The sequence below is a fragment of the Parabacteroides sp. AF39-10AC genome, assembly GCF_003635405.1.
GTDB classification, from domain to species: domain Bacteria; phylum Bacteroidota; class Bacteroidia; order Bacteroidales; family Tannerellaceae; genus Parabacteroides; species Parabacteroides distasonis.
The window spans coordinates 200,201-217,882 of the sequence record NZ_QTLP01000001.1 but is presented as its reverse complement, the minus strand read 5'-3'; the positions used below and the strand labels follow the sequence as shown (position 1 = coordinate 217,882).

Sequence of the window (17,682 nt, the reverse complement as noted above, 5' to 3'; positions counted from 1 at the left end):
TCTCAGTTTTTAATTAATAAATCTATTCCATGAAAAATAACAACACTTATATTTTCGCTCTTACCTTGGTCGCTACCTTGGGAGGTCTGCTGTTTGGGTATGACACGGCGGTGATCTCCGGTACGGTAGAGTCTTTGCGTAAGTTCTTCATCGAGCCGCAAGGGCTTCCGTTGGATCAAGCCAACGCCTTGGAGGGGTTCGTGGTAAGTAGTGCGTTGATCGGATGTATCCTCGGCGCCTCGTTCGCCGGGTGGATCAGCCAGCGTTACGGCAGGAAGCCTACGTTGATACTGGCCGCTATCCTTTTCTTGCTTTCCGCTATCGGCTCGGCTTGGCCGGAGCTGTTTATCGGCATGCCCGGAAGTGGCGATCATACGTTTATGTATGCGTTCGTGGCTTATCGTATTCTGGGAGGTATTGGCGTGGGGCTGGCCTCCATGGTATCGCCGATGTATATCGCCGAGGTGGCTCCGGCCGATCGCCGGGGGAATCTGGTGGCATGGAACCAGTTTGCCATTATCTTTGGTATGCTGGTGGTATATTTCGTGAATTATACGATCGCCCTTCAAGGAGATGCTGCTTGGCTGAATACGATCGGCTGGCGTTGGATGTTCGCTTCTGAGATTATTCCGGCGGTATTGTTCCTCTCGTTCTTGATGTTCGTGCCGGAGACGCCTCGTTACCTCGTGATGCGTGGGCGTACGGAGCAGGCGTTGGGCGTTTTGAGCCATTTGATGGATCGGGCGGACGCTGGCCGTGAGCTGGAGGACATACGGAATAGTTTCAAGGAGAAAGCTCCGTCGATGAAGCCTTACTTCCGGTTTATGGGGACTTGGCTGGCGCTGTTCTTGGCCGGCTACGGGTTGTTGTCGTGGGCAGGTAATACGAATGCGTTGGAGATCGCCTTGTTGGCTAGTTTCTGTATCGCCTTGCTGTTCCCGATCCGGTCGTTTGGCGTGCTGATCATCTTGGTGGGCGTGCTGCTCTCCGGTTTCCAGCAATTCGTGGGGATCAACGTGGTGCTTTACTATGCCCCGGAGATCTTCAAGACGATGGGAGCGGCCACGGACGCCGCCCTTTTGCAACAGATCGTGGTAGGGGCGGTGAACCTGTCGTTTACCGTATTGGCTATTTTCACGGTGGATAAGTTCGGACGCCGCCCGTTGATGATTATCGGGGCGCTCGTCATGGCGGTATCTATGTTGATCTTGGGAACTACTTTCTATACGCGTTCGGTGGGTATGGGATCATTGGTCTGCATGCTGGTTTATACGGCGGGATTCGCTATGTCGTGGGGCCCGGTCTGCTGGGTGCTGCTGGCCGAGATCTTCCCGAACTCGATCCGCTCCACGGTGATGAGTATCGCCGTAGCGGCGCAGTGGATTGCCAACTTCTTGGTATCATGGACATTCCCAATGCTGGATAAGAATCAATACTTGACCGATACGTTCAATCACGGTATGGCCTATTGGATCTATGGCGTGATGGGTATATTGGCGGCGTTGTTCATCTGGAAATTTGTCCCCGAGACGAAAGGAAAGACGCTGGAGGAGATGGAAGGTTATTGGGAACGGTAACCAAACCTGAGACAAGATAATATATGAGTAAAAAAGGACGGATCAATCTACCCGTCCTTTTTTCGTAATGAACCTTAATGCCCCAATTTAGACGCCGGATTCGCCATCGCCGCCCGATAGCTCTGGAAAGTAACCGTAGATACGGTCAGTGTCATTATGATTACCAAAGCCACTAAAAATACCCATATGTAGATCGGCGTTTTATAAGCGAAGCTTCGTAGCCAAACATTCACCCCGTAATAAGCAAGCGGGATCGAGATAATAAAACAGACGAGCGTGATCCGGAGGAAAGACGAGTTCAGCATCCAAAGGATCTGCCGGACCGTGGACCCATGTACTTTCCGCACGGCTATCTCCTTTTCCCGTCCCTGTAGCTCAAAGATAACCAGTCCGAATACTCCCACGAGAGATAAAAAGACGGCCATCAGGCAAAGGGCGGTAATCAGCGCTCCCTGCCGCCCACTTTTACTGTAAAGCTCCTCCAGCGCCGTATCAAAGAAATGGATATCGGCCGGATAACCCGGGATCAATTCATCCGTTACCTTCCGGATATGCTCGATAGCCGTCCGGGGATTTCCGCCGGCGATCTTGACATAAGCGTATCTTTCCGGCACCGAACGGCGGTAATGATTCTTAGCCGAGGTCCAAAGTCCCATCGGGCGTAACTCTTTATACAGGGATTCATAATGGACATCCTCAAAGATACCGACAATCCGTACCGGTATATCATTATCCGTGATGCTTGTCCCTACCAAGTCCGATAGGTCGTCCAGTTTCTCGGGGGAAAGACCCGAGGCGATCTCCCTCGCTGCCGTCTCGCTAAGGAGGCAAACGACCTGCGTGTTATCCGCCGCCTCATCCGTCGGCCGGAACTTCCTTCCGGCGATCATCTTTACATCCATTAGCTCCGGGAAATTGGCAGATACTCCCAGCCAGCTCATATAATAATGTTGGCCTTTGTAATTATACCCGATGAAAGAACGTGATTCGTCCGAGACAAATTTGAACTCACTAAAGGAAACATCACGGATAACGGGGCTTTCCAAGAGACGTGCCTTGAACAATTCGCCCTTTTTCAAGGCCGCCCCCATGCTTAGTCTTACCTCCAGTACGTTTTCTTTGTTAAATCCCAAGTCCACGTTCCCTATATATCTGTTTTGCAAGGAGACGAACAACGCTGCGACAATCAGCGTGATCGAGATAACGAACTGGAACCCTATAAGTAACTTGCGAGTGTTCTTGGCCCGGTCGCTAAGGGTAAAAGACTTATTCAGCGCTATGACAGGAGGAAACGAGGTGATATAGAAAGCGGGATACAAACCGGCCAGTATACCGCCGCCTGCGACAAGGAAGAATGTGTATGCCGGAATCTTCCAGTTGGCATACAGATCCAACGGATGCCCCACCATATTCGTGACCCATTGCACGTTATTCAAAAATAACAGGAAAAGCAAGGCGAGGAAGAAGGCGACAACCGAGATTCCCAAGGACTCCAAGACCAGATACTTCCGTAGCGTGGCGTCCGAGCTTCCCAGCACTTTCTGGATGGTGATCGACTTGGTGCGTATCGGCGCCAAGGCTATCGACAGGTTGATATAATTGACCAAGGCGATACCTATGATCAGGATGGCGATAAAGAATAACATATTCGTCCGTAGCTTATTACCGATGGGAGCGGCGTCCGCTCGGACCGGCTGGCCGAAATAGAGATCTGACAAGGGCCGGAGGCGCATATCCTCGATCGTGAAACTTTTCAGGAAAGCCCGGCTATCGGCCATATAGGTCTCGGTAGTGACAGAGGCGGATTCCGGCGTCGACATCAGCAGATAACAATAGTAAAGGCCGGTATGCCAGTTTTCCATCATCTCTTTCTCCATGATCGGGATATACAGGGCATTCTTCACCCGGGTGTTTTCCGGGAAATCGCGAAAGACGCCTCCCACGATATATGCCGGCTCAAAACTAAGCCCATATATAATCGAGCCTTCGGCCCCGGCGAACTCCGACAGATAAACCGGCTTCCCGATAGGATTTGCCTCGCCGAAGAGTTTCCGGGCCATGCTCTCCGGGATCAGCGTCCCTTCCGGACGTTTCAGGCAATCCGTATCGCCGGCCACCAGCTCGAAGCCAAAGACCTTGGTATATCCCGGGGTGATCCGTTCCACCTGCTCCATATAGCTCCGTGCGTCGGGTCCTTCACTGGCTGATATCCCAAAACGTACGGAGGAGTAAACAAGGTTGTTTGTGATAGCGGCCGCTTCTATATAAGGGGAGGCGGCGATGAAACGCTCGAGTTGTGGACGTGCGAAATTAGCCTCCCATATCCCGTCATCCCGCTTGTTTTCTAACTGAAAAATCCTTTCCCTGTTCAAGAGGGAAGCGTCGAAGCTATATTCATGACCGACATGTATGCTTATTAGCATGAATAACAGGAAAGCGAAGCTAAGTCCTAAAAGATTAGTGACCGTCGCTAATTTATAATGTCTCAAGACATAAAGCAGGTTCTTGAATGTACTTTGCATGGTATAAGTTCTTTTAATTTTAAACCCTTTGATCTGGAAATACAAAGCAAAGCTATTCCTTTATTTACGTTCCTGTGTTATTTTTTTGACAAACGGTTACTTTCTGTTGATGAATTGTGATATTATCAATAATTTCCTTATTTTTGCCATCATACTTCAAAAAGAAACAAGCGCTATGTTACACAAAGGCTATCGGATGCTTTTCAACTGCCTGATGTTTTATCTCTAGCAGATACTCTCCCTATATAAACTCATGGGGGCGGGGATGCCCGTCCTGTGTAACAATAAAAAATAACCTTGATGAGGGCGGATAGATCCTACCTCTACGATAAAACATATAATTTTATGAATACAACCCATCACACACATTCATGCGTACATGATACCGTCTCTTCCGTAGGAGCGAACAATTTCGGGATGAACGACCGTATCAAACGTCTGCGCCGGCAGACCTTCGAGGCCCAACCTTCCCTCTCCATCGAGCGGGCCTTGATCGAGACCCGTTTCTATCAGGAGAATTACGGGAAGTATCCGATCCCTATCCTGCGTGCCCTGAACTTCCTTGAGATCTGCAAGCGGAAGACGATCTATATCGGCGAGGACGAGTTGATCGTCGGCGAGCGGGGGCCCCGCCCCAAAGCCGTGCCTACCTTCCCGGAACTTACCTGCCATAGCGTGGAGGACTTGCATATATTGAATACCCGGGAGCTGCAACGTTACACCATCAGTCAAGAAGATATCGATACCTACGAGCGGGAGGTGATCCCGTACTGGAAAGGCCGTACCCAGCGGGAACGCATCTTCAGCCACGTCCCCAAGGAATGGAAAGAGGCGTACGAGGTGGGTATGTTCACCGAGTTCATGGAGCAACGTGCCCCCGGGCATACCGCTTTGGACGGCAAGGTCTACCAATATGGCCTGCTGGACTTGAAGAAACGTATCGAGGGGGAACTAAGCGCCTTGGATTTCATGAACGACCCCGAGGCCACGGACAAGCAGGAGGAACTGACGGCCATGTCTATCTCCTGCGACGCCGCTATCCTGCTGGCCGAGCGACACGCGGACTTGGCTGACGAGATGTCTCTCACCGAGAAAGATCCCCGCCGTGCCGCTGAGCTGAGGAAGATCGCCGAGGTATGCCGCCGGGTTCCCGCCCACGCTCCCCGTACCTATTGGGAAGCGATCCAGATGTACTGGTTTGTCCACCTCGGTACGATCACGGAGCTGAATGGTTGGGATGCCATGAACCCCGGTCATTTCGACCAGCATCTGGCGCCTTTCTACGAGAAAGAAATCGCCGCCGGAACCTTGACCCGTGACGAGGCGAAAGAGTTGATGTCTTGCTTCTTCATCAAGGTAAACAATCATACCGCCCCGCCGAAAGTGGGTATCACGGCGAAGGAGAGCGGAACCTATAACGATTTCACGAACCTGAACATCGGCGGCATCCGGGCGGACGGTAGCGATGGCGTAAGCGAGGTCTCCTATATCATGTTGGAGACGATCGAGGAGCTGCATATCCTCCAGCCCGGCAGCGCCATCCACGTCAGTGCCCGTACGCCGGAGCGTTTCCTTCGTGCTGGGTGCAAGGTGATCCGCCAAGGCCATGGCTACCCGTCGGTATTCAACCCGGATGTGTACGTGCAGGAGTTGATGCGGCAAGGCAAGTCGCTGCGTGACGCCCGCGAGGGAGGTTGCAGCGGTTGCATCGAGGTAGGCGCTTTCGGGAAGGAGGCGTACGTGTTGACCGGTTATCTGAACGTTCCGAAGATATTGGAGGTGACGCTGCATAACGGCGTAGATCCGGTAAGCGGTCGCAAGGTCGGTCTGGAGACCGGCGATCCCCGTGGTTTCCGGACGTATGAGGAGCTTTATGCGGCATTCATGCGCCAGATCCATTATTTCGTGGACATGAAGGTGCGGGTCAGCAACTATATCGACCGCATGTTCGCCAAGTACGCCCCCGCCACGTTCCTCTCCCTGTTCATCGACGATTGTATCGCGAAGGGTAAGGATTACTACGATTGCGGGCCTCGTTACAACACCACTTATATCCAGTGTACCGGATTAGGCACGATAACCGATAGCCTTTCCTCTTTGCGGAAACACGTCTTCGAGGATAAGACCTTCACAATGGAAGCCTTGTTGGACGCGATGGCGGATAATTTCGAGGGACATGAGCCGATGCGCCAAATGATCCTGAACCGTACGCCTTTCTTTGGCAACGATGATCCGTACGCCGACCAGATCGCCGTCCGTGTCTTCGACGATTTATATGACGCGATCGAGGGCAAGCCGAATACGAAAGGGGAGTGTTTCCATTTGAATATGTTATCCACCACTTGCCATGTCTACTTCGGCAAGGTGATGGGAGCCACCCCGAACGGCCGCTTGGCCGGGCGTGCCATCTCCGATGGTACCTCGCCCTCGCATGGGGCGGATATCCACGGGCCGTCCGCCGTGATCAAGTCGCTTGGCAAACTGGATCAGGTGAAGAGCGGCGGCACGCTGCTGAACCAACGCTTCCTGCCCAGCCTGCTCTGGAGGGAGGAGGATATCTCGAAGCTGGCCTCCTTGATCCGTAGCTACTTCGCCTTGGGTGGCCATCATATCCAATTCAATATCGTGGATACGGAAACGCTTTACGCCGCCCAGAAGTGTCCGGAGGACTACCGGGATCTGCTGGTCCGTGTAGCGGGCTATAGCGACTATTTCAACGATATGAACGCCGATTTGCAAGCGGACGTGATCGCACGTACGGAGCAAGAGACTTTCTGAGCCATGCTGTTATTCGATATCAAACGATACGCCATAAACGACGGGCCGGGCATTCGTGTCACGATCTTCATGAAAGGATGCCCGCTTGCCTGCGTATGGTGCCATAACCCGGAAGGCATCTCGCCCCGGGCGGAGAAGCTGTATACGAGAAAGAAGTGCATAGGTTGCGGGGCCTGCGTGAATGCCTGCCCCACCGGGGCGTTGACCTTGACGGAGGCGGGTATCGTCACGGATCGGTCTCTGTGCCGGACATGCGGTAGATGCGCCGAGGTTTGTCCCACCTTGGCGATGGAGATGTCCGGCCGTGAGTATTCTATCGACGAGGTCATGCGTGAGATCGAGAAAGAGACGGTCTTTATGGATCGCTCCGAGGGAGGCGTTACCTTCTGCGGGGGAGAGCCGTTGTCGCATCCATCGGACTTGGTTGCCCTGCTGGATCGTTGCGGAGCGTTGGGAATCCATCGTGCGGTGGATACGACCTTGTTCGCCTCGCCGGATACCGTCCGGAGCGTAATGGAGCGCACGGATCTTTTTCTGGTGGATTTAAAGCATATGGATTCCGGTAGCCATCGTCGTTTCACGGGTGTCCCGAACGAGCGTATCCTCTCCAATCTTCGGATGATCGCCGAGGCCGGGATGGACTTCCTCATTCGCATCCCCTTGATCGAGGGTGTCAATGCGGACGAGGAGAATATATCCCGTTCCGCCATCTTCTTGGCCTCCTTGCCGTGGGAGCGGAAAGTCGTCAATCTCCTCCCGTATCACGACGTCGGAAAAGGTAAGCACGATAAGCGAGGAACCCTCTACAACCCCGGGCACCTTCCGCTATCCACCCCTTCCGAAGCAGTCCTGCAAAGGTGCATCGATCAATTCGCCTCCTACGGGATAACCGCGTTGATCGGAGGATAGTTCTCTTTGGGAACTATTCTTCTTTCAATAATTGGTTGATTGTATGAATGAATAATTCGGCTTGTGGATATAAGTTATCCAACATTTCCTTATCACAATAAACAAAATCGTCATAATCTCCACTATGTCTTTTCTCAAATAAAGTCGAGAATATTTTCCCGATTTTTATAGGAAGCTTTCTGGTAGAGATAAAATGTAATCCAAGCATAGTCTTAACTCCATTATGTGTTTGTGGTTGGTGATCATATTTTAATAGCAGGGAAACCGCTGCGTAATAGCATGCATAATAGAGGCGATTAACGGCAGCATTATAGAAAGACTCACGCATCATCACTTGAGCTTCTTTCAATGTCTCATAAGCACGTTGGATTCGATAGTTAATCAATGCGTTCTTACTTTCTTCATCTAGAATCTCTTTCATAATATAATACCTTCGTTTATAACATTAATATAGAAAGGAGTTTTAAAGGGACGGTTTTCCCAGAGTTTTCTTAACATGACGATGGGGCTGATATTTACGCCTGTCTTTAGTTCCAGCTCATACAAGGGTAAAGTAATTTCTTCCTCTCGTTCCAAAGTCATTTTCTCTCCGTCTATCAAGATGAGTAAGTCGATATCGCTATCAATCCGAGCGTCTCCACGTGCTTCCGAACCGAATAAGATAGTTTGTGCCGTGGGAGCTATCCGGCGCATGATATCTTTTATCTGATCTATAATTTCTGTTCGTTTCATTTTATCTTTTCATTAAATGACTTCTGTCGTGAGACAAAGATAATTATTTTTCTGATTATTACCATTTCTTCCGATACTCCGTAGGCGATATCCCGACGTGTTGCTTGAAGTATTTACCGAAGAAGGATTGGTTGGCGAAGTTTAGCCGGTCTGATATCTCTTGGATGGAAAGGGTGGAGGAGGATAATAACGCCTTCGCCTCCAAGACAACGTAATTATCGATCCATTCCCCGGCCGTACGGTTGCTGACGTTCTTTACCAAAAGAGATAAATATTTGGGAGTCACACATAATTTCCCGGCGTAGAAAGCTACCGATCGTTCCTGCTTATGATGTAAGGCGAGCGTTTGTATGAACGCTGCGAACAACTCCTCTTGCCGGCTCTTCTTCACCTCGATCGGCATATTATACGGCTTATTTGATCAAACGTATGGAATATTTACAGGCGACAGGGCGTTAATTTGTTTTTTTTCCATATATTTGCATATCGATGTTATGAAAAAGGTCTAAGATATTGAAAAAGAGCATAGGTTATTTGCTCATTATGGTAATAGGTTACGAATAAGAGAATTATCTCCTTCAATATACTTCTGTGCGTTGCGTAACCTTCAAAGAACTCTTCAAGTACAAAAGTACAAATAAAACGGAAGATTAAGACAAAATCTCCCTGATTTTTTCACCTTAATTTAGCGGGATTTCCCGTAAAAGCAATTTGATATTCGTCGGTACACCATTGCCCAAACAAGTTTGAACAAACGTGTACCGACTATCTGCATAAGCGAAAAAAAGGGCTTAGCCTCACGCCTAAACGATGTTTAGACTGATGAAGCAAGGCCCATTCCTTTTGTGCTTATGTCGCAGAGGTGCTTTTACGGATTTTCAGAGGTTTTCTTATGCTGTCGTGGTAGAGCCTTCAATTTGTACTGTTGGTTGAATGAGGTCAATTATTTCGCGGATATACTCTACGGGATGAGCATAAGCCAAGCCACTATTTTCTTTACGTATTTCTACGATTTCCCCACTTTGGCTGCTTCTCAATGTGTCATTATAAGGAATGTAGCTATGTACTATTCCTACCAGTAGGCTACGGCTTAGATTTTTGGTTCCTGTAATCGAAACCAATTCAGGCTTTGATATTATCGGCGATCCAGAATTCCCTGGAAAATTTTGAATGTCAATTAAGATATTGTTAGTTTCGGATATCTGTTCGGAGCATATTCTAGCCATACAGCCCATACGACAAATTGGGCGAGACGCCCCTTTAACAACTAAGCCCATTGGGAAGCCAAGCATATAAATAAAAGATCCATCATCAAAGCCATTCTCCAACAATTCCGAAGAGCTCATCGCATTTTTATCAATGTCGAATGCCGGAAATTCAAGATTGTTCCTATTTATAAAATCTCCATCGAGTTGTAAGACGGCTATATCTATCGCAGGATTATTATGAATGACATATTTAGTTGAACCATCAGCTTCAGATAGATCAGCTGGAACCTCAACCCAATTGTTTGAGCCCTGCTCTTTCATTTTGAAAACTATACGTTTTTCCCCTTGAAAAACGTGTTTATTAGAAACAAGGAAAGGAATGTATCCGTCCTTGTCAATCTGCCTAACAACTAAGAAGCCTGTACCAATCCAGTTGGTAGCTCCACTATTGTTTTTTATGCCAATTGAAACAACAGCATTTTTATAAATATCTGGAATTAAAGCCATAATTGATATATAAATAGTTTATTAAAAATGGTGCAAAAAATGTGCCAATATTGACTTGATAAGTTATTATGACAAAATGGCAGTTTGTGGATTATAATTACGAATTAACCACAAATTTGTTATGAACTATTTCAAGGAGATTGAGGATAAAATCTACTCATTTTTGACTTACTACATGTTCTTTCCGTAAAAGCGATTATATACGATAGTGTGCCGACTATCTGCATAAGCGAAGAAAAGGGCTTTGCCTCACGCCTAAACTACCGTTTAGACTGATGAAGCAAGGCCCATTTGGCTTTCATGCCTGCCGCCACCTGCTTCTCGTAGTCCTCGTTGTGCTGGCTGAACACCTGCATCAGCGTATGGTAGCGGTGTTCAAGTCCGAGAAAGGCGTTCTTGACTTTCTCCGCCGTGACATAGTTGTCACGCTCCATGATTTCCTGATAGTGCTTGTTGATACGCACCCGCATCTTGTCAAGCAGGCGGTTCGCTTCGAGTGCCGCCGTGCTTCTGCCCGTGACACGTCCGCCTTTGGTGTCCCACAACTTGGGATCGACGGTCAGCTTGCAACTGAATTGCGTCTGGCTTCCGTCCACTGTGATACGACCCATGACGGGCACTGTCCCGTCTTTCTTCACTACCTGCCTTTTGAGGTAGAAGATAACTGAAAATGTACTCTTCATCGTTCTGAACTTTTTTGGTTTCAAAATTACTCGGTGAAGAGTCCTTCGTCGATACGCAAATCGCAGAGGAACGGCGCAATTTTCATCCGTTACCGGAATTGTTGCGTGAGTTGTTAGTAACTCACTATATAATAGCGCATTTCGCTATTCTTCCTACGCCTCGACACCCTCATTTTTGCAGGGTAACGAATCGGTAACGTAGCGAAGTCTTAACTTGGCTTGGCTCTGACTTTTACCGTCATCCGATTGCAAAAGCAACTTTTTCAATAGCCCTATCCCTCAATAACTTTGCTCTACTTTTCCATATCTCGCCGATTATTGCTAACTTTGCTTATTAACAAATAATAAAACGAGAAGTGATGATGAGCTACGCCAATTATCTTTACATAGCGATCCGTGCCGCGGTAGACGCAGGCAAGTCGATCATGGATATTTATAACGACCCCGAATCAGACTTCGGGATAGAGAGAAAAGCAGACAACTCGCCGTTGACAAAGGCGGATAAGGCGGCCCATCGATTGATAACAAACGCTTTGTCCGTTACCCCGTTTCCGGTCTTAAGCGAGGAAGGAAAGGAGATCCCGTTCAAGGAGCGCTCCAAATGGGAGACGCTGTGGATCGTGGACCCGCTGGACGGTACCAAGGAGTTTATCAAGAAAAACGGGGAGTTTACCGTGAATATCGCCTTGGTGGAGAAGGGTGTGCCTGTGTTGGGCGTCATTTATGTGCCCGTCCGGAAGGAGTTGTATTTCGCCTCCTCCTCTGTGGGTGCTTATAAGTTTACAGGAATCGATAGCAGCAGCCAGCCCTCGATGGACGAGATGAAGCAGCGGGCGATACATTTGCCGATGGCGCTGGCGCATCAGGGAATCGTGGTAGTGGCATCCCGGTCTCACCAAACGGAGGAGACCACCGCTTTCATCGATAATCTCCGCAAGCAGGGAAAGCCCGTTACGTTGATCAGTAGCGGCAGCAGCCTGAAGATTTGTCTGGTAGCGGAAGGCTCGGCCGATATCTATCCCCGTTTTGCCCCGACGATGGAGTGGGATACCGCCGCCGGCCACGCCATCGTCAAGTCTGCCGGTTGCGACATATATCATATCGACGGCAAGACCCCGCTTCGCTATAACAAGGAAGATTTGCATAATCCGTGGTTTATCGTGAAGTGAGGGAGGTGAAATAAGAGAGTATGTGCTTACGCTCTCTTATTTCTTCTTTTCGATGTCGGTATTATCCCAAGTATCGGCACTGCCCATGCTACTAGTTCTTATGCTTTTTCTTCTGTTATCAGCCCATCGAAATACCTCCGCAGCAACCACGCCATGGCCTGCTGTCGCACCATCGTCAGCCGATAGTCCTCGCTGATGGGCAGGTGACCCGGTGGTCTCCAATGGGCGAAGAGGCCCATGGCGTGGCGTTTCTCCTCGGGGGTATCGTGTATCAATCCCCGCTCTTGCAAGGACTGGTAGACACGGGCGGGATAAAGGCGTTCCAGCGGGTAACCGGCCTTGTATTGCTGGAATACCTTGCGGAGAAAGGCAAGCTCACGCTCTTCCTTGTAAGCCTCGCTGACGGGTGGGAGGGCGTTCTGCCGCCGCTCCCGTTCCCGTTCCACGACGGCATGATAGCGCAGGTCGCTCGTCTTATAGCTCTTCAGCCAGCGAGCGAAGGTGCGTAGGTTTACGCCCGTGTAGTCGCCGAACGTGCCTTTCGCCCCCAACTCGAAGCAAAGCGATACCTCGGGGAAGGTGAGGTAGGCGTATGATTCCCGGAGGTCGGACGATAACTTGGCCGCCAATATCCCGATATCCCGCTCGTTGTACGTCTGGTAGCCGACCATGATGTACGTCTGTGCGATCAACTGGGAGACGGATTGCGTGAGTTGTTCGATTGATATGTCCTCGATCCGTTCCGAGGACAAGGATTCCCGTAGCCTAAGCTCTAGACCTGTCATGTCCGTCGGCTTGTAAGATGTTCAATGCTATTTGTGCCGCTCGTTCGCTCGCTTTCATGGCTTCTTCTATGCGTGAGGGGGCGGCGGGCCGTTTGTTTCCGGCCGGGGCGATTGGTGCGGGACGATTGATTATGTCTGCCTCGGGTTGGTAATCGAGGCATCTCCACCAAGAGGTGAAACGACGGGCGTAATCGTTCTTGGTGCGGAGCGTTCCCATGTCGCCGGTAGAGACGATGTGACTCTCGAAAAGTTCCATCACGCCCGGTAACAGGTCCAATACGGCGGGACCTTTGCCGCTCATACGGACGATAGCGGCCCGCCAATCCTCATCGTTGGATAGTTCGTCTCGATAAGAGCGGAGGATCTCTTCCCGTGCGTACGTGCGTGCGGGAGAAGAAGTAGTAGTAATGTTTTCTTTCCTTTCCTTTACTATACTATATGCACTTTTCGTGTCATTTTGCGGGGTTTCGTCTGCGAAAACCTCGGTTTTTACATCGTTAACTATTTTATACAACTCAATAACAGCTTTATTATCTGGTCTTTTACTCTTTGAAAAGGCATATTGCTCTTGTATGGTCTCGGAGGTTAGGATATGGCTTTTGTCAAAAGATCTCTCGTGGAATAATCCGAGTTCTATCATTATCTCGATCATGCTCCGGATGTCTTTTTCTTCGAGCCCGAGTTGATCCGAAAGATCGAATATATAGTTGTCGGTTATTTCTATAAAATAACTATTGGCGTAAATGTCGCATAATAAATCCATATAGAGGACGATTGCCTTGAAGCCGCCTTTCCTCTTCAAGCGGCGTATCGTGCGATTATTCATGAAATCGGTATTGAGCGGGAAATAATCCAGTCCCTTTTTAATAGGTCGTGCCATGGTTAATTGAAAATTGATGATTGAAAATTGAAAGTTAATCGCGAGTCTTGATCGCCCTCACGATCCATTGCAGCGTGCGTACGTTGAGCAGCTCGGCGGGCGTGGTGCGTATCACGAGCCATCCGCAAGCGGCGGCCTCGTTGTATTTTTCCGTGTCACGCTTCCAGCCCTCGGGGCGGAAGTGGCGACCGCCGTTCCATAAGCCGCCCTCCACCTCTATGGCTACGTGGGCTTGAGGAATGGCGAAGTCGAAACGCCACTCACGGGTGGGGTGGAAGGGGAACTCCCGTTCCACCCGCAGCCCCGTGTAGCGTAAGACGGCCTCGCTAAGCGGCGAGTAGTCCGTTCCCATCAGTCAGGAGTTGTTCGGCCTCTCGGTCCGTGTCGCAGATTTCCACGTAGAAGGTTCCCATCCGGTTGTCGAAGGTGATCCATTTGCGGATGCGTGGCTCGTAGTAATACCCGTACTCGTTTCCCCGTGCGAAGCGGTAGTTGCGTGAGCGGCTCTCGCCCGAGGCGAGGTGGAAGAAACAGGCGGCGGCTTGGTCGCCCAGCAGACAGCTCTTGGCCGTCGGCGTGATAAGCGTGGATGCGTGTGTCATGGTCTTAGGCGGCTGTGTTAAGAGGTTCGTCACTCGTGTTCCCGATCTCGACGAAACGCTCCATGCCGAGGCGCTTGCCTTGCGTGATGTATAGCAGGGCCTCACGCTCGCATAGCGAGAGGTCTTCCAGCAGGCGGTCTATCCATGCGTACTCGTCACGCCCGAGGTGGAGCCGGGCGGCGAGGTTGACGGGGCAGGTGTTATCGTCGGCACGGTTCACGGCGTAGATGGTGAGCAACTCCGAGTCGCCGGACGGCTGGCGGTAGAAGCCCTCGGCCCGGAGGCCGGGGAAGCAGGTGCCGCAGATCTTCTCCACGTGGAAGTTTAGGTTCGCCATGGCCAACGTAAATTCCTCATGGATAGGGCACTCGTTCTGGTAAGAGGTCTGGTAGCTGTCGGCGGTACGCTCATCGTACACCTCGACCGTCGCTTTCAATTTATTATCCTTGATGGATACTTGCTTGATTTGTTTGATATTAGACATAGGTAATTGAAAATTGATAATTGATAATAGGAAATTGATTGGCCTTGGATTTGTCAAGCCGTTTTCTTGCGTTTGGGTTCGGCTAGGTAGCTCACGTGCGGGCTGTCCACGAGTATGCCCTTGCGGGCTTGCGCCTTGGCGTACATGAGTATCGGGTGGAAGGTCTTGCGCAACTCGTCGTCCGGCAGCCCCTTGCCACGGTTCTCCCACCAGAAGGCCAGAAGGGCCATGTAGCCCTCGGGAGATAGGGGTTCCGGTATCAGCTCTGAGTCGATGGCCCGCAGGCTCAAGTCACACTCGCCGAGCAGCCGGCGCTTCTCTGCCCGCTCCAGCGCCGTGTGTTTCTCTTCCTCAGACAGGTCTTGGCGGCCTTCGATACGGCGTTGCGTCTGCCGGAGGTTCTTCTCCAGACGCTCCCGCTGCTTGAACGCCTCGTCCATCTGGTCACGCAGGAAAGAGTCGAGGTATTGGCCGCAGGTATGCGCCGGTGTCCCGGGCTTGCGTGGATCAATGGCGTTCTCCAAGGTTACGAACCGTTTTTGCAGGTCGGCCAAGATCTCGGTGAAAGGGCGGCGCATCTCGTGCATCGCCTTGATCTGGCTGGCGCATTGGGAGTTGTAGCTGCGGATCTCGTCGGCCATCCCCTCGTCCATGCCCTCGTGCTCGGCACGCCGGATCAACTCTTGCCCGAATCGGATAAAACGTACGCTATTCTCTGCGTTTTGGTTCAATGCGATAGCGCATTTTTCCATAGACGGGGTTTGGATCAACATAGTTTTTTGTTTTGTTTCGTTACTCTTCATTACTTTAATTTATAAAATTAATATTACGTAAATTTGTTGGTTAACAACTTTATTTGCGGCAAATATAAATCAAACTTTAATATGAAGCAAATTAAATAGCGATAAAATCAAATATTTATCAATAATTTATAAATGAGTCTTTATTTGATTCTATATCCTAGTATATAAAGTCTTCATTGATTAATATTTATTAATTATAAGTGCTTGTTTGATTATTTTGTCCGGGAGAAACGGAATGTTTATCCGGATAAACTACGAATCCGATCCGAATGAAAATAAGCTCCGATCCGAACGGAAATAGACGGTTCCTGTTTGATAAGCCAACCGGGAACGAACGCTCTGGCTTATTATTGATCTAAAAAAAGCATATGAGAGACCTTGTTGTTATTTCTTCTTTGTTCGTGGGCGGAAGCCTGTTTTTAATCTCTTGCGTTAGCGACCGTCAAGCCGTCGATCGCCACGACGAGGAGAAGCGCCTGCTCGGGACGGAACGTCTCGTCTGTCGTACCCTCAGCGTACCGGGGAGCGAGGTGGGCCTGCGTATCCCGCTCTCCGAGGGACTTAGGCCATTGCCCGCCGGGGCCTCCTACACCGGGCGTAAGGGTGGGGCGACGGTCTCCGCACGTGTCTTGCGTGATACCTTGTATATCGACGCTACCTGCGACAGCCTTCAGCAAGTGGTCTGGGAGTATGAGCGGCTACTTTCGGAGCGGCAAGACACACGGACGGTCTCGGAGCGACATACCGAGCGCAAATCGCTCGCCTCACGGCTTGTCTTCCTGCCGCTTCTCGCCCTATTGGCGCTTATATGCGTCCGTTGGGGCAGGAAGTGACACGTAAGCCAACGGTGTGGGTTTCCGATGGTGTTACCTTTGCTGACGTTAATCAATCATCAACGAATTTATAAATCTTAAAGTCTAAAATCTTATGGCATTAAATTACAAGATCATCACGAGAAAGGTATCTGATTTGAAAGGTGGGGCTAAGACAGACAAGGCGTTCGCTACCCCGGTCTACACGGGTTACACGGAGTTGGAGGACATTTGCAAGGCGATCTCCGAGCGATCGGCCCTCTCAAGCGCCGATGTGAAGGGCGTGCTGGACTCGCTGAACTACGTGCTCGATTTAGAGCTTCGTGGTGGCCGTATCGTCCGCATGGGCGAGTTGGGCAACTTCCGTATGTCGTTCTCATCCAAGGCCGCTGATCCTGCGGCGAAGTTCAACGCCACGGGCAATATCACGGGGGCTCGCATCCTGTTTTATCCCGGCAAGGCCCTTCAAGGCTCGAAGGCGAACGTCAGTTTCGCCCACGTAAAGGATATCACGAATGTCGCTACCGGGGAGAACGGCGGCGGCTCGGATAGCGAGAGTCCGGACGAGATCTAGGGAATTGAAAATTGAGAATTGAGAATTGGGGGTGTTCTGGTTTTCGATTCTCAATTCTTGATTTTTTGTTTGGAAATATTGTTAAATTAAGAAATAAAATGTAAATTTGTATTATGAAGATACAAGCGTTGCATTTAAAGGAAATCGCCGGGATGTACTTCCCTAACAGTACGCCCCGGTCGGCGAACACTCAGATAAAGAGATGGTTTATGTATAATAAGGCGCTGATGAAAGCATTGTCGGATGCGGGGTACGTGAACGGCCAGCGTGTGTTTACTCCCAAGCAGGTACAGTTAGTATTCGAGTATCTAGGGGAACCTTGAAAAATAAATCGGCATGAGATTACAACTAGTCATCGCCACGCTCTTATGTCTGGCGGGAATAACATTGCTTTTCATGGGCCTCTGGATGCCTCCACGGGGCGAGATCCATTCCTCCGTATTGGTCGCTTTCGGCGAGGTCTCCACGTTCGCAGGGGCGTTGCTCGGGGTGGATTATAAGTATAGGTCTGGGGATAAAAAACAAGAGGGCTGACCTTCGCAGGTTTGCCCTCTCCAACCAAAACCTTAACTATGACCTCCTTCTTAGGGAGGAAATATCTTATTTATATTTTTTCTTAAATCTTACGATGTAAAGTAAGCGCTAATTTTTTTCACT

General features: G+C 50.1%; 18 protein-coding genes and 2 pseudogenes. 8 read left to right on the top strand and 12 right to left on the bottom strand.

Annotated elements, in window-relative coordinates; all coding sequences use genetic code 11:
• The first annotated feature begins 29 nt into the window (after positions 1–29).
• Positions 30–1,577, top strand: coding sequence for a D-xylose transporter XylE (xylE, locus tag DW033_RS00930; protein WP_122382304.1), 1,548 nt, complete (start codon positions 30–32; stop codon positions 1,575–1,577).
• Between the two features lie 74 nt (positions 1,578–1,651).
• Here the strand turns inward: xylE and DW033_RS00925 are convergent, their stop codons facing one another.
• Complete coding sequence (locus tag DW033_RS00925) at positions 1,652–4,099, bottom strand: ABC transporter permease (RefSeq protein ID WP_122382303.1); 2,448 nt, start codon at positions 4,097–4,099, stop codon at positions 1,652–1,654.
• Between the two features lie 345 nt (positions 4,100–4,444).
• Here DW033_RS00925 and hypD point away from each other — a divergent pair, with 345 nt between their 5' ends.
• Both hypD and DW033_RS00915 read left to right on the top strand, forming a co-directional pair.
• Positions 4,445–6,877: a trans-4-hydroxy-L-proline dehydratase gene (gene hypD, locus DW033_RS00920; RefSeq protein WP_122382338.1), complete on the top strand. Its 2,433-nt coding sequence runs from the start codon at positions 4,445–4,447 to the stop codon at positions 6,875–6,877.
• A 3-nt stretch (positions 6,878–6,880) separates the two neighbouring features.
• Positions 6,881–7,786, top strand: coding sequence for a glycyl-radical enzyme activating protein (locus DW033_RS00915; RefSeq protein WP_122382302.1), 906 nt, complete (start codon positions 6,881–6,883; stop codon positions 7,784–7,786).
• A gap of 13 nt (positions 7,787–7,799) precedes the next feature.
• Here the strand turns inward: DW033_RS00915 and DW033_RS00910 are convergent, their stop codons facing one another.
• From DW033_RS00910 to DW033_RS00890, 5 genes and pseudogenes are all read right to left on the bottom strand, one after another.
• Positions 7,800–8,207, bottom strand: coding sequence for a HEPN domain-containing protein (locus DW033_RS00910; RefSeq protein ID WP_122382301.1), 408 nt, complete (start codon positions 8,205–8,207; stop codon positions 7,800–7,802).
• Positions 8,204–8,518, bottom strand: coding sequence for a nucleotidyltransferase domain-containing protein (locus DW033_RS00905; RefSeq protein WP_005862799.1), 315 nt, complete (start codon positions 8,516–8,518; stop codon positions 8,204–8,206). Before DW033_RS00905 ends, DW033_RS00910 begins: the two co-directional genes overlap by 4 nt.
• 58 nt (positions 8,519–8,576) lie before the next feature.
• Positions 8,577–8,924: pseudogene (locus DW033_RS00900) on the bottom strand (helix-turn-helix domain-containing protein); the annotation flags it as partial.
• 484 nt (positions 8,925–9,408) lie between these two features.
• Positions 9,409–10,233 carry a serine protease gene (locus DW033_RS00895; protein WP_122382300.1) on the bottom strand — a complete coding sequence of 275 codons (825 nt, stop codon included), beginning with the start codon at positions 10,231–10,233 and terminating at the stop codon, positions 9,409–9,411.
• A gap of 278 nt (positions 10,234–10,511) precedes the next feature.
• A pseudogene (locus DW033_RS00890) lies at positions 10,512–10,916 on the bottom strand (Arm DNA-binding domain-containing protein); the annotation flags it as partial.
• A gap of 359 nt (positions 10,917–11,275) precedes the next feature.
• Between DW033_RS00890 and cysQ the strand changes: the two are divergent.
• Positions 11,276–12,085, top strand: a complete 810-nt coding sequence (gene cysQ / locus DW033_RS00885) for a 3'(2'),5'-bisphosphate nucleotidase CysQ (RefSeq protein WP_122382299.1) — start codon at positions 11,276–11,278, stop codon at positions 12,083–12,085.
• Between the two features lie 98 nt (positions 12,086–12,183).
• Here the strand turns inward: cysQ and DW033_RS24805 are convergent, their stop codons facing one another.
• Genes DW033_RS24805 through DW033_RS00855 form a run of 6 tightly spaced genes read right to left on the bottom strand, consistent with a single transcriptional unit; the run spans position 12,184 to position 15,639 of the window.
• Positions 12,184–12,870 (bottom strand): hypothetical protein, encoded by a 687-nt coding sequence (locus DW033_RS24805; RefSeq protein WP_233554115.1) that lies wholly within the window; start codon positions 12,868–12,870, stop codon positions 12,184–12,186.
• A complete protein-coding gene (locus DW033_RS00875) occupies positions 12,851–13,750 on the bottom strand; it encodes a DUF4373 domain-containing protein (protein WP_051635675.1) in 900 nt (299 codons plus the stop codon). Before DW033_RS00875 ends, DW033_RS24805 begins: the two co-directional genes overlap by 20 nt.
• A 34-nt stretch (positions 13,751–13,784) precedes the next feature.
• On the bottom strand, positions 13,785–14,102 hold the full coding sequence (locus DW033_RS00870) for a hypothetical protein (RefSeq protein ID WP_057327318.1): 318 nt from the start codon (positions 14,100–14,102) through the stop codon (positions 13,785–13,787).
• Positions 14,077–14,352 carry a hypothetical protein gene (locus DW033_RS00865; protein WP_036611587.1) on the bottom strand — a complete coding sequence of 92 codons (276 nt, stop codon included), beginning with the start codon at positions 14,350–14,352 and terminating at the stop codon, positions 14,077–14,079. The genes DW033_RS00870 and DW033_RS00865 overlap by 26 nt, the downstream gene beginning before the upstream one ends.
• A 4-nt stretch (positions 14,353–14,356) precedes the next feature.
• Positions 14,357–14,836 carry a hypothetical protein gene (locus DW033_RS00860; protein ID WP_122382298.1) on the bottom strand — a complete coding sequence of 160 codons (480 nt, stop codon included), beginning with the start codon at positions 14,834–14,836 and terminating at the stop codon, positions 14,357–14,359.
• Positions 14,837–14,889: 53 nt separating this feature from the next.
• Complete coding sequence (locus DW033_RS00855; protein ID WP_147423660.1) at positions 14,890–15,639, bottom strand: hypothetical protein; 750 nt, start codon at positions 15,637–15,639, stop codon at positions 14,890–14,892.
• A 368-nt stretch (positions 15,640–16,007) separates the two neighbouring features.
• Between DW033_RS00855 and DW033_RS00850 the strand changes: the two genes are divergently transcribed.
• From DW033_RS00850 to DW033_RS00835, 4 genes are all read left to right on the top strand, one after another.
• A complete protein-coding gene (locus DW033_RS00850) occupies positions 16,008–16,472 on the top strand; it encodes a hypothetical protein (RefSeq protein WP_122382296.1) in 465 nt (154 codons plus the stop codon).
• A gap of 94 nt (positions 16,473–16,566) precedes the next feature.
• Complete coding sequence (locus tag DW033_RS00845) at positions 16,567–17,025, top strand: HU family DNA-binding protein (RefSeq protein ID WP_122370513.1); 459 nt, start codon at positions 16,567–16,569, stop codon at positions 17,023–17,025.
• Positions 17,026–17,138: 113 nt separating this feature from the next.
• Positions 17,139–17,348: a DUF4248 domain-containing protein gene (locus DW033_RS00840; RefSeq protein ID WP_122382295.1), complete on the top strand. Its 210-nt coding sequence runs from the start codon at positions 17,139–17,141 to the stop codon at positions 17,346–17,348.
• A 13-nt stretch (positions 17,349–17,361) separates the two neighbouring features.
• Entirely contained in the window at positions 17,362–17,559 is a 198-nt protein-coding gene (locus tag DW033_RS00835; RefSeq protein ID WP_036611555.1) for a hypothetical protein, read from the top strand.
• The last annotated feature ends 123 nt before the right edge of the window (positions 17,560–17,682 follow it).